The sequence below is a fragment of the Gilliamella sp. A7 genome (genome assembly GCF_002142015.1).
Taxonomy (GTDB): domain Bacteria; phylum Pseudomonadota; class Gammaproteobacteria; order Enterobacterales; family Orbaceae; genus Gilliamella; species Gilliamella apis_A.
This window is the reverse complement of the sequence record NZ_NASN01000001.1, coordinates 24,386-39,961: the sequence shown is the minus strand read 5'-3', so window position 1 is coordinate 39,961 and position 15,576 is coordinate 24,386. Positions and strand designations below refer to the sequence as shown.

The following is a 15,576-nucleotide window of genomic DNA, read 5'->3' as shown; positions in this document are numbered from 1 at the left end:
AATAAGGTAGTTTTTTAAAACTACCTTACATTATGAAATATTTATCAAATCATATTGATGCAATCATAGTGATGAAATAGAGGATATCATGGCATTAAGAATTGAATTAGAAGGTGATAAACCCGGTATTGCTAAATTTTTGGCGCAAAAATGGAGTGGAAGTGCTGATATTGATATACTTATTCAACGTAACCAAGATGGTTATTATTTGTCCGGTCTTAATCAATGGGGACCAGAAAAGAATTGGCATACTATAACTAGCATGTCTGTCGAGAATGAGCAATTAACTGGTCTCATCGGTGAATGGCTAGTTGATTCTTTGTTATCTCAAGAAAATAGTGTTAGATTTCTTGCTGAAATTCGTGATAAACAGAATCAAAGCTATACTGATAGAGGAGTACTCAATATCGCTGAAACAGTATTCCCTTCATCTGCTTTAATTACCTCGCCAGCAATATTTGATGAGATTGAACAAAATACCTTTGAGCCGGATAACGTAGCCTCTAACCTTGTTGAATCTGATGATTCTCAGCCTGTAGAACCTGAAACAGAAGAACAAACAATTGGTTTGGAAAATGAGGTAATAGCAGAGCCTGAAATGGAAATAGAATCTGAAATAGAGGTAACGCCAACACCAACAATAACACAACAAGCAGTGTCAGCTCCACAACCCACTAAAGTAAAAAGTAAATTAGGATTGATTATTATTATTTTTGTTATTCTGCTGACTTTAGCTGGGATTGGCTTTGCAGTATGGTATTTTTTATTCTCTCAAGATAAAAATCCTTTAACTTCTCTAACTCAAAGTAATAGTCAATGTAATGTTGCTAATGCAATAACTGATGATTTATCTTTTATTCAACAATGTTTACAGAGTAAACCTAATACTGATGCAGTAATTGATGTCATAAATCAGGCTAAACAAGCTAATAAATGTAATATCGCACAGCGTTTATATGCCAATCAATCTTTATTGAATGCTAAAGTGGCCTTACTTTATGCAAAAGAATACGATATGAAGTTTTATCAAGATAACCAGTGCTTCAAGGCAGATAAAGAAACAGCAATTTATTGGTATGAAACGTCATTAAATAATGACCCTAACAACTCTTTAGCTAAAGAGCGGTTAGCTGAATTACAAAAATAATTAAGGTGCAGGTATGAAAAAAACAGTAATCTCAACATTGATTTTTGGATTTAGCCTGACTTGCTTACCTTTGGTTAGTTCGGCTTTAGAACCATTAAAGCAAACTGGTAAAACAACACTTTATCAGCGAGTCTTGAGTACACCAACTTGTGAGCTGAAAAAAAATATTAATGATACTACTGGTCAATCAGTACCTGCTTTTTCTCGTTATTATGTGTATGAACGGAAAAATCTAAATAATCAAGAATGGTTGAATGTGGGTCCTGATTCATATGGCAAAACTGTTGGTTGGATTAATAATTCCTGTACTGTTGCTTGGAATATGCAACTGACTTTAGTTTTTACTAATCCTGTTGAACGTGATCCTTTATTATTTTTCAAAGATAAAGCCTCCTTATCAACAATTGTTGATTCTGATAAACCAGAAACATTATTAAAACCTATTCGTGATGCATTAAAAAAGAATAAAATGGCACCTCAAGTGGTGGCACAAGAACCGAAAGAATTTATTGATTTTAAAAGTAATTTCTATTTACTACCTATTTTACAAGGTGAAGAGGTAATGAATGGCCAAGGCTTTTATGAAAGAATTTTAGAGGTTGCTTCAGTTAGTAAACAAGAAACAGTAGTTAAAAATAATAACAAGTCTATTAATCAATCTTCTGATGATAAAACGAATCAAGTTGCCCCATTTAAGGCTGCGATTGTATTTGTCATTGATTCAACTATTTCAATGGATCCTTATATTTCTAGGACCAAAGAAGCGGTGGAAAGAGTTTATCAGCATATTGAAAAAGAACATTTACAAGATCAGGTTAAATTTGGTTTGGTTTCATTCCGCTCAAGTTTAAAAGCCTCAAATAAACTAGAGTTTGTCAGTAAAGTTTTTGCTGATCCAAATAAAGTAAAAAATAAAAATGATTTTAAAAAATTGAGTGCTTCACTCAAACAAGCATCAGTGTCCACCGCTTATTTTGCCGAGGATTCTTATGCAGGTGTATCACAAGCTTTAAATGATATTAATTGGAATAGCTTTGGTGCTCGATATATGATTTTGATTACTGATGCAAGTGCTATTCCTGGTGATGATAAGCTTTCAAGTACTGGTATGGATGCTGCTCAATTACGACTTGAAGCACAACATAAAGGTGTTGCAATTTATGCCTTACATTTAAAAACAAAAAGTGGTGAAAAAGATCATCAAGTGGCTGCAGCTCAATATTCTGACCTGACTTATAACGATTTTATTCATAAATCATTGTATTATCCCGTTAATGCCGGTGATGTTAATGAGTTTGGTAAGAAAGTAGATTCATTAGCGCAAGCTTTATCAGAACAAGTTAAATTAGCTTATAAAGGGGAATTATCAATTGGTAATGCGCTTAATGCTAAAGATGACAATACTGATATGTTAAAAGATGCTTTACTATTGAGTAAGGCGATGCAGTTAGCTTATCTAGGTGATACTAAAGGAACTAAAGCGCCAACTGTTTTTAAAGCATGGATTGCTGATAAAGATTTTGTTAAACCGACTATTCCAACTGCGGAACCGAGAATTTTATTAACTAAATCGCAATTAAGTGATTTAAGTGATATTGTGACTAAAATTGCTAACGCAGCTAATGATGGATTGATTTCTGCCGATGATATGTTTTCACAATTACGCTCTGTCGCTGCAGCAATGGGACAAGATCCAAACAAGTTGAAATCAGATTCAGTTACTAAAATTGCTGATTTAGGTTTACTTGGTGAATATTTAGATAATATTCCCTATAAAAGTGATGTAACAGGTCTTGATCAAGAAACATGGAAAAGTATGAGTGGAATTGAACAAGAGAAGTTTATTCGTAATTTAAATAGTAAAGTACGCTATTATCAAAAATGTAATGCTGATGTTGATCGTTGGATTTCATTATCTGAAGGTAGTGATCCGCGCGAAAATGTTTATCCAGTACCATTAGAAATGTTGCCATAAAAAATGTTAACTATTAATAATCTGGTAATTTCCAGACCGATAGGCAAATCTTTTTTTAAAGTTTGCCTACCAGAGCTTTCTGTTAAAGCTGGTCAAGTTGTTGTCATTAAAGGTGATAGTGGCTGTGGTAAGAGTACTTTACTCGAAATGATCGGTATGATTCTGCAGCCTGATGAAATTAGCCATTATCATCTTATGGTTGATAATCAAAATTACGATATTGCTAATGTGATTCAATGCAATGATGTAAATGAATTAGCGACTATACGAGCTAAATATTTAGGATTTATGTTACAAACGGGTGGATTATTACCATTTTTAAATATTAAAGATAATATTTTATTATCAGCGAAGTTATTACAAAAAAATATTGATCCTACCAGATTTGATTATTTAATTGATAAATTGAATATTGGTCATTTGTTAAATAAATATCCTAAACAGTTATCAATAGGTGAAAGACAACGAGCATCTTTCATACGTTCGATTATTCATAAACCTGCGTTACTGTTAGCCGACGAACCAACTTCTGCACTTGATCCTTATAATGCTAATTTACTATTTGATTTAATTATAGAGCAAGCTCAAGAAGATAATATTTCAGCTCTGATTGTCACTCATGATTGGCAACGGATTGAAAATAAAGAACTGTTTACTTTATCGGCAAAATTAACCTCTATGCAATCATCAGAATTTTTACCGTTATAAAGTAAGGTGTAAAAAATGGATAATGTAACATCAAAATGGCGATTTATCACTAGGTTATCATTGGCCGATTTATGGTATGACAAGAAAGTATCATTTTGTATTATCGCATCTATAATATCTGTTATTACGCCATTATTGCTGTTGTTTAGTTTGAAGTATGGCGTTGTTGCTCAGCTACGCCATCAATTACTTAATGATCCACAAAATTTAGAGATAAAAATTGTCGGTAATTTACAACTTAATCAGCAAATGTTCGATTGGATTGCAAAGCAATCTGAAACAGCGTTTGTTATTCCGCTTACTCGTTCTTTGAATACTCAAGCGGATTTGCTTAAAGATTCTAGCCATTTTGTTAATAATGCTGAAATTATTCCAACCGCAAAAGGTGATCCAATAACTCAAGATATGCCATTGATTGAAAAACAAAACCAAATTTTATTGAGCTCTTTAGCTGCAGAGAAAATGCAAACAAAAATTGGTAGCCGAATAAAGATGGTCATCACCAGACAACTAGATGGTAAATTGGAAAAAGGGATAACTGAATTAGAGGTTATTGGTATCATTCCTGAAACGTATTATAGTCGTGTTGCAGGCTTTATAAGCTTAAATCTTTTAATTGAGATGGAACATTTTTATGATGGTTATCAAAGTGAAATTTTTCCAACCGGAACGGGTTTAATTAATTCTTCTTCTCCTAACTCATTTGCAAGAGCTCGAATTTATGCTAATTCACTTGATAATGTTGCTCCTTTAGCCTTTAAATTGCGTGAAAGAAATATAGAAACACGAACTCAAGCAAATGCGATTGAAAATATGCAAGCTATTGATCGAGTCTTAGGTTTTATTTTTAGTGTGATTGCTATTACGGCAATTTTTGGATGTATATTATCTTTCAGTGGTTCATTTTTATCTAATATAGAACGAAAACGTAAGGATATTGCGTTTATGAGGCTTATAGGATTTAAGTCTAAGCAGGTTATGTTCTATTTACTGATACAGGCAATGACATTAAGCTGTTTAGCTTTTATCGTATCATGTTTGCTATTTTTATTAGGAAATTGTGCATTTAATCTTGTTTTAGGTAAAAATTTAGTTTCACAACCAATCGTTAGTCAATTACAATTTTATCATTTCATTATCGCATTTATATTAACACTATTAATATCATTCATTGTTGTTGCGATAGGAGGACGGGGTGCCATCAGTATTCAACCAGCAGAAAGCCTACGTGAAGCGTAAGTTTAACCCTATTTTTTGGGTAATTGCTTTCAGTTTTATTCCTAGTATTGGATATGCTCAGCCATGGGATAGTAAATTTTATAACCCTAAACCGGCTAATGATGATGTTATTCTTCCCATGCCGTGTGAAGGTAGTTTGGTGATGAAGAAAGTCTTTACACCAACACGTAAACCATTGGATGATGTTAAAATTGTGTTAGGTAATAACCAAAAAGAACTTGGTTTCGCTGAGTATGCAACACCTAATTATATCTCAGGTAGTTTTTCTAATGATGGTGCCGAAAGATATTATCTTATCGGTAAATATGAAATTACCGCTCTTCAATATCAATCAGTTATGAATGATAACTGTCCAACAGCTAAAACAAATCTTGCTTTCCCCATTACTGATATCAGTTGGTTTGATGCCGTGGCTTTTACTGATAAATATAATCGTTGGTTAATTAAACAAACAAAAAATAGATCAAAAGACTTACCCAAAGGATATGTTCGTTTACCAACTAATACTGAATGGGAATATGCCGCAAGAGGTGGTTCTAAAGTTAGCGAATCAGAATTCCGTGAATCAAGATTTCCTATGGCAAATAGTTTAGAAAATTATGCATGGTTTTCTGGTGCAAAATCAGCCAATGGTAAATTGCAACTTATTGGTCGATTAGATGCCAATCCGCTTGGTCTTTATGACATTTTGGGTAATGCGAGTGAAATGATGTTTGATTCATTTCGGATGAATAAACTTGATCGCTACCATGGTCAGCAAGGAGGTATGGCTGTTCGCGGTGGAAGCTATTTAACCCCAGAAGCATCAATAACTACTGCGTTTAAAATAGAGAAACCTTACTATGACGTTCAAAGTGCTTATAGAAGCAAAGATGTTGGATTTCGTATAGTTTATACAACTGAAGTTATGCAGACGAATGATCTAGTAAAAGAACTGGACAAAGAATGGAATGAACTGGGTAATCAAGAGGGTCTTTCCAAAGATGATAATGTGGTTAGTGAGCTGGAAAAAATTACCAAGCAAGTTGATGATAAAAAAACTAAAAAAGAATTAAATCAACTTAATGCGCTTTTACGTAGCGCTAATCAAGCACGTGATGAACAAAGAGATCGATCTATTCAGTCAGCATTACAGTTAGGGGCCTTTTTATGTGCTAATGTTTCCGATTTGAATGCAAAATTTGAATATAATAATAATTTATATGAAATTATGACTAATGAGGTCTGTGATCCAAACGAAATAGAAACATTGAATGTAGATAATATGTGTTCCAAAGTGAAACTAAATGATTTAAAAAATGTCCTAAATGAATCTAAAAATGCACGTGATTTTATATTAAAATATTATTCAGATACTATTGTAAATACTGCAACAAATTATGAGAAGGATACCATTAATAATCAATCTAAGCCTACGCAATTTATACTTGAAAATAGTGGTAAAGCCAATATGAGTGATTACTTAAAACTCTATTTTAAACATATTAATAAATATATTGAATCAGGGAATATTGACCGAAAAAATTGGCTTGAGACGTGTAATGAAATAAAGGGAAAATAATAATGAATAAATTAATTGTAACATTGACTTTGTGTATCTCCTTGATTCTGTCTGGTTGTCAAGCATCAGGTGGTGCAAGTTCAAAAGATGTTGATCCAGATTTAAGTAAAAGTAATAGTGCCAAATTTTTCAGTAAATCAGCATGGCAGTCTTGTGCTGTAGGTGCGGGAATAGGTGGTATTGGTTGTGTATTATTGGGAGGTAAAACCGGGACATGTTTGGCTTCAGCTGCTGTTGGCTGTGGTGTAATGATGGGGGCCAATTATTATCTTGATACTAAACGAGCTGAATATGCTGATGCGGAAATGCGACTTGATGTTTATATTCAAGATGTGCAGCAAAATACCTATGAAGTACAAGCTGTAACTGAAAGTGCGAGAGCTGTATTAGATAAAAATTTGGCAACATTAAACTCATTAAATAAACAAATTAATTCTCAATCTGTAAATAAAACACAAGCCAAAAAAGAACTGTCACAAATAGATGCTAACATTGCCTATTTGAACGATAAATTATCACGTATGAAAAAAGTAGAAAATGAATGGGTTTCACTTTCTTCGCAAGAACGACAATCAGGTGTAAATGTGTCAAAACTTGATAATCAAATTAACCAGTTACATAAACAAATTGCTGTACTTGAAAAACAAATTAACATTGTTACTCAACAACGTTCAGCTGTAAGGGTGAGCTAATTATGAAAAAGATATCTTTTATATTTTTATTTAGTCCATGGTTACTTTTAACCGGATGTTCGACAACGCCAGAACAATGCGATCCAACTAATACTAATATTGGTATTATGGATAAAATTAGTTGCAATTATTCAGGTAACTATCAAGCTCGTATTGATAAAAAAGAACAGATTTTAGAGAATGAAAAACGTGCCAATGCACAATTTAGAGAAATTTATGCAACGATTGAAAGACAGAAAAATTCGACTTCATTAAGTGTTAAACAAAAGCAGACACAGTTGCAAAAGTTAAAAACAGAATTAACCCAATTAACTAATGAAGTAAAACAAAAAGCTAAAAATCGTGATGATTTACAAGCACAAGTTAATGATATTGAGCAACAGTTGAAGAAAGTTAATAATTCCAATTCATCTGAGCTTGAAAAACAAGTGGAATTAGATAAGTTAAATAAAAAACTTCAACAATTACAAAAAGCTTTAAATTTAGGTAAATAATTTAGCGATGCAACGTATAACAAGAGTCATATTTGATCAGAGTGAATCTGATAAGGTTTCTTTGTTAAAAGAATATAACTCTTTATTAGCATTGCTAAAAAATAATTTAACTGAGCGAACATTTTCGATTTTAGGCCAACCAAAGATAATTGATAATAATCAATATATTGGTTGGTATAGTAATCTAGAAGGACAACCTATTTTACTTGATGATATTGAAAGTGAGGAACATAAAAAGCAGATAGTAAAAACGCTGAATATGAGAATTAATGACATTGAACTCATTTCCAAGACTATGTCATTAACAAGCGCAGAAAAGGCTTTAATCTCTGCGTGGTTACCGAAAATAAAGAGTTCAGGTAACACCATTTATGTAATTAATGATGAACCTGTTATTGTTAATTCATTTAAAGATCCGATTTTACCTGAACCTATAGCAATACCACCAATATCAAAATCATTTTGGCGTTGGTGGTATTTTTTATTACTCGCACTGTTTTTAATTGTATTGCTTGGCCTTATTTGGTTCTTTTTTTGTCCTTATGGCAAAGAAAAAGCATCAGATGCGCCATCAATAATTGCACAAAATACAGAAAAAAATAGAGTTAAATCAACGTCAGTAGTTGAACAAACTAATGTTTTAGAACCAAAAAACGAAACTGTAACAGAAGTTAAGAATTGTATAACTAAAGAAGAAGCTGCTAACAATATATCGGCTTCTAAAATGGTGATGATATTTGATAATTCAGCCTCAATGACTTTAACCTTGATGGAATCACAAGAAAGTATCGATAAATACTTAAAAAGTAATTATTATTCGATGACAGAAAAAGAAGCCGAAGCTTATGAAAGAAAAATGACTAGATTACCTAATCGTTTATCAAGTAGTAAAGAAGTGGCATTAACCAGTATTGATAAAATACAGCAAAATATAGATATTTCACTTGTCACGTTAACAAGTTGTCCGGCTGCACAAACTACATCATTCTATCATTATGAAGATAGAGAAAAATTAAAAAGCAAAATTAAACGATTGCAGCCATTAGAGTATAATAGTGCTACACCATTATATAGTGGCGTTAAGCAGGCAAGTAAAATGCTTGATGGTATTAATCGTGATGATTATATATTGATTATTAGTGATGGTGAGGACAATTGTACTAAAAGTAATATATGTACTCTTGCTAATGAAATATCCACAGCACAACCGCGTTTAAAAATTAATATTGTTGATATTGCTGGGCAGCATAAAATAGATTGTGTAGCCAAAAGCACTGGCGGTAATGTTTATATAGCTCAAAATCCAACCGAGCTTATCAATCAAATGAGTAATGCTGTTTCAGATATGAATATTAGTAAACCTATTTGTAAATAAGATATAATAATTTTGATTTAATGGATAACTTATAAATTAAAATATCTAGTTAACCAATAGACATTTATAATGTTTTTTTGTAACAAGGAATAAGTTGAGAGATGCAAAGAATAACTCGTATTGCTTTTGATCAAAATAATGTAGACAAGATGCAGTCACTGGAACAGTATAATTCTTTACTTTCGATACTTAAACCTCATTTGACCGCAAGAACATTTTCAATTTTTGCTTCACCAAAATTAATAGAAAATAACCAATATATTGCTTGGTATACACATCTTGAAGGTCAACCTATACTACTTAGTGATATAAATGAATCTTCGCAAAAAGCAATAATTGAGGATGCTTTACTTACTAGAATTAATGATATTGAAACAACAGTAAAATTAATTCCTTTAAATAATCAACAAAAAGTTTTAGTCTCTTCATGGTTATCAAGAATTAAAAGTCCAAATAATCAAATTTATGTAATTAATAATGAACCAGTTATTATTGATACTTTTGAACCAATGGTATTACCTGAACCACCTATTGTTGTTCCAAAAAGTTTTTGGCGATGGTGGTACACCTTAATTTTAGTTTTACTTTTATTATTAATTTTAGGTTTGATATGGTTGTTTTTTAATCCGTTCAAAAAAACTAGCAAGATAGAACCAATTGTCGAACCTGCAATTACACAATCAATTGAAACGAAAAAAACGGAACTATCCGTTGAATTTCCTAAACAACCAGAACTTGTTCTTAAACTTAAACCTGAATTAAAACTAGAACCACAACCTGTAGTTGTACCTGACCCAACACCAGAGTCTGTTAGCAAATCAGAACCTAAACCAGCGCCAAAAGTAAAAAATCCACCAAATTGTATTACTAAGGAAGAATTGGTAAAAAATTCTAATCCATCCAAAATGGCGTTGATCTTTGATAATTCTTTATCAATGACGGTAACATTAACAGAGCCTCCTTCACAAGTTCAGCAATATTTTAACTATTTAACCCATGGCTATCCTAGCTATATGCCTGCATCAGAAAGAATTGCGTATGAAAAACGGATGTCTCGACTACCGACTCGTTTATCAACCAGTAAAAAAGTGGCATTGACTAGTATCGATAAAATTCAACAAAATATTAATATAGCATTAGTGGCATTAAATAGTTGTCCAGCGGCAGATACAACACCATTTTATAATTACTCGGGCAGAGGCGCTTTAAAAAGTAAAATTAATCGATTAACACCAAGTGCAGCTGGTGGCGGGGGCACACCACTTTATAGCGGATTAGAAAAAGCAAGTAAAATGCTTGATGGTGTAAAACGAGATGATTATATCCTTATAATTAGTGATGGTGATGATAACTGCTCACGAAATAATATTTGTACTTTAGCTAATTATATTGCAACTCAAAAACCTCGACTCAAAATAAATATCGTTGATATAGCGGGTGAACATAAAATAGATTGTGTTGCTAATGCTACTCGAGGTAAAGTTTATATTGCACAAAGCCCTAAAGACATGATTAGGCAGATGAATAAAGCGGTATCTGATTTAAAAATTAATCGTCCGGTTTGTCAGTAAACAGGTAAATAAAATTGATAATGCTGAATGATTGGTACTAGATTTTACTCAATAGTTATCTTTAATAAAAATAACTATTAAAAAATAGTAAAAAACCAGACAAAATGTCTGGTTTTATTATTTATTAAACAATTGTTATTAGAAGTCTAAGTTAGCTGCTTTTAATGCATTTTCCTCGATAAATAGTCGGCGAGGTTCGACTTCATCTCCCATCAATGTGGTAAACAATTGATCTGCTTCAATTGCATCTTTAATGGTAACTTGCAACATACGACGACTGGTTGGATCCATGGTTGTTTCCCATAATTGTTCGGGGTTCATTTCTCCTAAACCTTTATAACGTTGGATTGTTAATCCACGGCGAGATTCTCGAATTAACCAATCAACAGCCTCTTCGAATGAGCTTACTGGTTGTTTTCGTTCGCCTCGTTGTATAAATGCACTTTCTTCAAGTAAATCTTTCAATTGTGAGCCTAAATGGCAAATATTTCGGTATTCATTACTATGAATAAATACTTGATCTAAAGCATAACTGGTATCAACTCCATGCGTTCTTACTTTGATTACAGGTATATATAATTCTGCTTTTTCATTGTAATCTGCACTATAATGGTAGCTACTGCCATGTTGTTCTTTATTTGATAATTTTTCAACAATTGATTTTGCCCACTGTTCAGATTTTTGTTGCTCTTTTAAAATATCTTCGTCTAATACTTCTTGATAGACTAATTCTGATAACAATGCTCTAGGATAGCGACGTTCCATTTTAGTAATTAGTTTTTCAACTTTTTGGTATTCAGCAATTAATTTTTCTAAAGCTTCACCAGCTAAAGCAGGGGCATGATCATTAACATGTAGTGATGCATCTTCCAAAGCTAGAGCAATTTGGAATTGAGTCATTGCATCATCATCTTTAATATATTGTTCTTGTTTGCCTTTTTTTACTTTATAAAGTGGTGGTTGTGCAATATAAACATAACCTCGTTCAATAATTTCAGGCATCTGACGGTAGAAGAAGGTTAACAATAGCGTTCTAATATGTGAGCCATCCACATCCGCATCGGTCATGATGATAATGCTGTGATAACGCATTTTATCTGGATTATATTCATCACGACCAATACCACAACCTAAAGCAGTAATTAAAGTTGCGACTTCTTGAGACGAAAGCATTTTGTCAAAACGGGCTTTTTCAACATTAAGGATTTTACCTTTTAACGGTAAAATCGCTTGATTTCTACGGTTACGCCCCTGTTTTGCTGAGCCGCCCGCAGAGTCCCCTTCCACTAAATAAAGTTCAGATAATGCTGGGTCTTTTTCTTGGCAATCAGCAAGTTTACCTGGTAAGCCACCTAAATCTAAAGCACCCTTACGGCGTGTCATTTCTCGCGCTTTTCGTGCTGCTTCACGGGCTCTAGCGGCATCAATAATTTTGCCAACCACAATTTTGGCATCCGATGGATTTTCCAGTAAATACTCGGCTAATTTTTCACCCATTACTGATTCAACTGCTGATTTTACTTCAGACGAAACCAATTTATCTTTGGTTTGTGATGAAAATTTAGGATCTGGTACTTTTACTGATACTACTGCAATTAGTCCTTCACGTGCATCATCACCAGTAGCACTGATTTTAGCTTTTTTGCTATATCCTTCAGCTTCCATGTAGTTATTTAATGTACGCGTCATTGCTCCACGGAAGCCAGCTAAGTGGGTACCGCCATCACGTTGAGGAATATTATTGGTAAAACAATAGATATTTTCTTGATAGCCGTCGTTCCATTGTAAAGCAACTTCGACACCAATATTATCTTTCTCAGTACTAAAATAAAAAATCTTCGGATGGATTGGATTTTTATTTTTATTTAAATATTCAACAAATGCTTGAATACCACCTTCATAATGGTAGTGTTCACTTTTACCGGTTCTTTCATCTGTAAGTTTTATTGAAACACCAGAATTTAAAAATGATAATTCACGTAATCTTTTAGCTAAATGATCGTAGACAAACTCGATATTAGAAAAAGTTTCTGGGCTTGGCCAGAAGCGAACATAAGTACCAGATTCGGTTGTTTCACCAATCACTTTTAACGGTTCTTCCGGTACGCCTAAATGATAAGTCTGTTTATGAATTTTACCTTCACGGTAAATAACTAATTCTAATTTATCCGATAATGCATTTACAACTGAGACACCAACACCATGTAAACCACCAGAAACTTTATATGAGTTATCATCAAATTTACCACCAGCATGTAAAACGGTCATAATAACTTCTGCAGCAGAAATACCTTCTTCTTCATGGATACCTGTAGGTATTCCTCGACCATCATCTCGTACTGAAACAGAATTATCAGGATGGATAGTAACTTCAATATGGTGACAATAACCCGCTAATGCTTCATCAATGGCATTATCTACCACTTCAAAAACCATATGATGAAGGCCTGTACCATCATCAGTATCACCAATATACATTCCTGGACGTTTTCGAACCGCATCAAGTCCTTTAAGTACTTTAATGCTTGAAGAATCATAAGAGTTAGACATGGATTTCTCGACTTGTTTAATTATTTATATCATTCTATATATTTAAGAAATTATACCAGATTTTATGTGAAAAATCTTATCATTTTCATCGATCATATGGGTAATTTGCTCTTGATTAACCGCCGTAATAAAAACTTGAGATTTAGCTGATTTTAATCGTTTGGCTAATAGATTGCGTTTATTTTGATCCAGTTCAGAAGCAAAGTCATCTATTAAATAAATACATGATAATCCAGTTTTTTCTGAAAAATATTCACCTTGTGATAAACGCAATGCACACATGAGTAATTTTAGCTGTCCACGAGACAGCAGATCTTCTACTGGGATATTATCTATACGTAATTTTATATCGGCTTTATGTGGACCTAATGAGGTATAGTTAATGAATTTATCTCTCTCAAATTGTTTGTATAAAATATCAGAATAACTAATTCCATATTCCCAGCCTTGATAATATTGGCAATTAAGTTGGTATTCGGATAAAAAATCCCGACAAGTTTCTATAATTTGCGGAAATATATTTTGACTATAATCAGCTCTAATTTGACTGATTTTTTCGGCAATTGGTATTAACTCTTTGTCCCACGGCAATAATTGATTATAGTTAGAAGATTGTTTTAATAATGCATTTCTTTGTTTAAAAAGCCGTTTTAAATTATTCCATAGTGATACAAATTCTGGATAGTGATGAAAACATCCCCAATCTATAAAAGCTCGACGATATTTGGGACCACCAGTAAGTAAATCAAACCCTTCTGGAGTAATTAGTTGAATAGGTAATAGCTTAGCCAAGTCAGTTAATCGAAATCCCTCATCACCGTCAATTTTTATCGTATTATCGTTATTTCGTGTTTTTGATAATCCTATTGTGCGAATTTGTTGCGATGACTCTATTTGGCTAAATAAAACTAACTCCGGCTTTTCATGTTGTATGATTCTATTCGATTGAATATGTCTAAATGCTCGGCCATGGCCAAGCATATAAATAGCCTCAAGTAGACTGGTTTTTCCACTACCATTATCACCAACTATATAGTTGAAATGATTTGATAATGATAATTCAGCATAATCAATGTTTCGAAAATGGTGGATTTTGATTTGTGAAAGTGTCATGTTGGTAAAGTTTCCGGCCGTAGCCGGAAGTTTGATAGATATTAATTATAAACGCATTGGCATAACAACATAAGTAGCAGATTGATTATTGATATCTTCAATTTGTACACTAGATGTTGCATCTGTTAATAATAATTGCACACTATCACATTTTAGTGTGTTTAATATATCTAATAAATAAGTTACATTGAAGCCGATTTCAAGTTCTTGTGACTCATATTTCACATCAATCACTTCTTCCGCTTCTTCTTGTTCAGGATTATTTGCTGTAATTTTTATTTGGTTATTATGTACATATAATCTTATGCCACGAAATTTTTCATTTGACAGAATTGCAACTCGTGATAATGCATTTCTAAGTTCTTCACATGATACTTCAAGTGGTTTGTCCGGATTACGCGGCATCACTCGTTTATAATCAGGAAATCTTCCATCAATAAGTTTTGACGTAAAGGTAAAATCACCAAGATTAACACGTAAATTGTTATTACCGATTTGCATATTTACTAGTTCATCGTTATCACTAACCAGTTTAGCTAGTTCTATTACCCCTTTCCTCGGCAAAATAACTGAACAGGGTTCCGAGATATTTTGGCCTACGGGTTGTGCACATACAGCTAAACGATGGCCATCCGTTGCAACGGTTTTTAATAATCCGTCTTCGATCTCAAATAGCATACCATTTAAATAATATCTTACATCTTGGTTAGCCATTGAAAATTGGACTGCATCAATAAGTCGTTTGATTGTCTTTTGTGGTATGGATAGATCAACATCACTTTGCCAATTTTCTAAATTAGGAAAATCAGTAGCTGGCAATGTGGCTAACGAAAATTTGCTACGTCCAGATTGAATGATTAAGCGATTATCATCAACGCTTATCGAAATTTGGGCATTGCTGGGCAGATTTCGGCAAATATCGAGGAACTTTCTTGCCGGAACAGTTGTTGCACCAGGTTCACAAGATTCGATTAAAGGAAGATGAGATATCATTTCAATCTCTAAATCTGTTCCGGTCATTGATAATGTATTATCGGTGACTTGTAATAATAAATTACCTAAAATAGGTAAAGTAGGGCGACTGCTTAACGGTGCGCTAACAAGCTGTAAGGGCTTAATAAGTTTTTCACGATCTATAATAAATTTCATAG

General features: G+C 33.0%; 12 protein-coding genes. 9 read left to right on the top strand and 3 right to left on the bottom strand.

Annotated elements, in window-relative coordinates; all coding sequences use genetic code 11:
• The first annotated feature begins 88 nt into the window (after window positions 1-88).
• From B6D18_RS00160 to B6D18_RS00120, 9 genes are all read left to right on the top strand, one after another.
• Window positions 89-1,147: a hypothetical protein gene (locus B6D18_RS00160; protein WP_086362619.1), complete on the top strand. Its 1,059-nt coding sequence runs from the start codon at window positions 89-91 to the stop codon at window positions 1,145-1,147.
• A 13-nt stretch (window positions 1,148-1,160) separates the two neighbouring features.
• Window positions 1,161-3,122, top strand: a complete 1,962-nt coding sequence (locus B6D18_RS00155; RefSeq protein ID WP_086362618.1) for a vWA domain-containing protein — start codon at window positions 1,161-1,163, stop codon at window positions 3,120-3,122.
• Between the two features lie 3 nt (window positions 3,123-3,125).
• Entirely contained in the window at window positions 3,126-3,830 is a 705-nt protein-coding gene (locus B6D18_RS00150) for an ABC transporter ATP-binding protein (protein ID WP_086362617.1), read from the top strand.
• 15 nt (window positions 3,831-3,845) lie between these two features.
• Window positions 3,846-5,069, top strand: a complete 1,224-nt coding sequence (locus tag B6D18_RS00145; RefSeq protein ID WP_086362616.1) for an ABC transporter permease — start codon at window positions 3,846-3,848, stop codon at window positions 5,067-5,069.
• Window positions 5,026-6,630 carry an SUMF1/EgtB/PvdO family nonheme iron enzyme gene (locus B6D18_RS00140; protein ID WP_216818785.1) on the top strand — a complete coding sequence of 535 codons (1,605 nt, stop codon included), beginning with the start codon at window positions 5,026-5,028 and terminating at the stop codon, window positions 6,628-6,630. Before B6D18_RS00145 ends, B6D18_RS00140 begins: the two co-directional genes overlap by 44 nt.
• A gap of 2 nt (window positions 6,631-6,632) precedes the next feature.
• Window positions 6,633-7,322 carry a hypothetical protein gene (locus tag B6D18_RS00135; protein ID WP_086362615.1) on the top strand — a complete coding sequence of 230 codons (690 nt, stop codon included), beginning with the start codon at window positions 6,633-6,635 and terminating at the stop codon, window positions 7,320-7,322.
• Window positions 7,323-7,324: 2 nt separating this feature from the next.
• Window positions 7,325-7,816, top strand: coding sequence for a hypothetical protein (locus B6D18_RS00130; protein ID WP_086362614.1), 492 nt, complete (start codon window positions 7,325-7,327; stop codon window positions 7,814-7,816).
• Window positions 7,817-7,823: 7 nt separating this feature from the next.
• A complete protein-coding gene (locus tag B6D18_RS00125; protein WP_086362613.1) occupies window positions 7,824-9,191 on the top strand; it encodes a VWA domain-containing protein in 1,368 nt (455 codons plus the stop codon).
• Window positions 9,192-9,292: 101 nt separating this feature from the next.
• A complete protein-coding gene (locus B6D18_RS00120; protein WP_086362612.1) occupies window positions 9,293-10,762 on the top strand; it encodes a VWA domain-containing protein in 1,470 nt (489 codons plus the stop codon).
• A gap of 138 nt (window positions 10,763-10,900) precedes the next feature.
• Here the strand turns inward: B6D18_RS00120 and gyrB are convergent, their stop codons facing one another.
• The 3 genes from gyrB to dnaN are packed head-to-tail and all read right to left on the bottom strand — an operon-like array spanning window position 10,901 to window position 15,574.
• Window positions 10,901-13,312: a DNA topoisomerase (ATP-hydrolyzing) subunit B gene (gene gyrB / locus B6D18_RS00115; RefSeq protein WP_086362611.1), complete on the bottom strand. Its 2,412-nt coding sequence runs from the start codon at window positions 13,310-13,312 to the stop codon at window positions 10,901-10,903.
• A gap of 42 nt (window positions 13,313-13,354) precedes the next feature.
• A complete protein-coding gene (gene recF, locus B6D18_RS00110) occupies window positions 13,355-14,425 on the bottom strand; it encodes a DNA replication/repair protein RecF (RefSeq protein ID WP_086362610.1) in 1,071 nt (356 codons plus the stop codon).
• A 45-nt stretch (window positions 14,426-14,470) separates the two neighbouring features.
• The gene (dnaN, locus tag B6D18_RS00105) at window positions 14,471-15,574 is read right to left on the bottom strand and encodes a DNA polymerase III subunit beta (protein ID WP_086362609.1); all 1,104 of its coding nucleotides are present in this window, start codon (window positions 15,572-15,574) and stop codon (window positions 14,471-14,473) included.
• Window positions 15,575-15,576: the final 2 nt, after the last annotated feature.

Excerpts from the sequence above, each read along its gene's own strand:
- B6D18_RS00155 (WP_086362618.1), top strand. The coding sequence starts at position 1,161 with ATGAAAAAAACAGTAATCTCAACATTGATTTTTGGATTTAGCCTGACT.
- B6D18_RS00150 (WP_086362617.1), top strand. The coding sequence starts at position 3,126 with ATGTTAACTATTAATAATCTGGTAATTTCCAGACCGATAGGCAAATCT.
- dnaN (WP_086362609.1), bottom strand. The coding sequence starts at position 15,574 with ATGAAATTTATTATAGATCGTGAAAAACTTATTAAGCCCTTACAGCTT.
- B6D18_RS00130 (WP_086362614.1), top strand. The coding sequence starts at position 7,325 with ATGAAAAAGATATCTTTTATATTTTTATTTAGTCCATGGTTACTTTTA.
- B6D18_RS00125 (WP_086362613.1), top strand. The coding sequence starts at position 7,824 with ATGCAACGTATAACAAGAGTCATATTTGATCAGAGTGAATCTGATAAG.
- B6D18_RS00135 (WP_086362615.1), top strand. The coding sequence starts at position 6,633 with ATGAATAAATTAATTGTAACATTGACTTTGTGTATCTCCTTGATTCTG.
- recF (WP_086362610.1), bottom strand. The coding sequence starts at position 14,425 with ATGACACTTTCACAAATCAAAATCCACCATTTTCGAAACATTGATTAT.
- B6D18_RS00120 (WP_086362612.1), top strand. The coding sequence starts at position 9,293 with ATGCAAAGAATAACTCGTATTGCTTTTGATCAAAATAATGTAGACAAG.
- B6D18_RS00160 (WP_086362619.1), top strand. The coding sequence starts at position 89 with ATGGCATTAAGAATTGAATTAGAAGGTGATAAACCCGGTATTGCTAAA.
- B6D18_RS00145 (WP_086362616.1), top strand. The coding sequence starts at position 3,846 with ATGGATAATGTAACATCAAAATGGCGATTTATCACTAGGTTATCATTG.
- gyrB (WP_086362611.1), bottom strand. The coding sequence starts at position 13,312 with ATGTCTAACTCTTATGATTCTTCAAGCATTAAAGTACTTAAAGGACTT.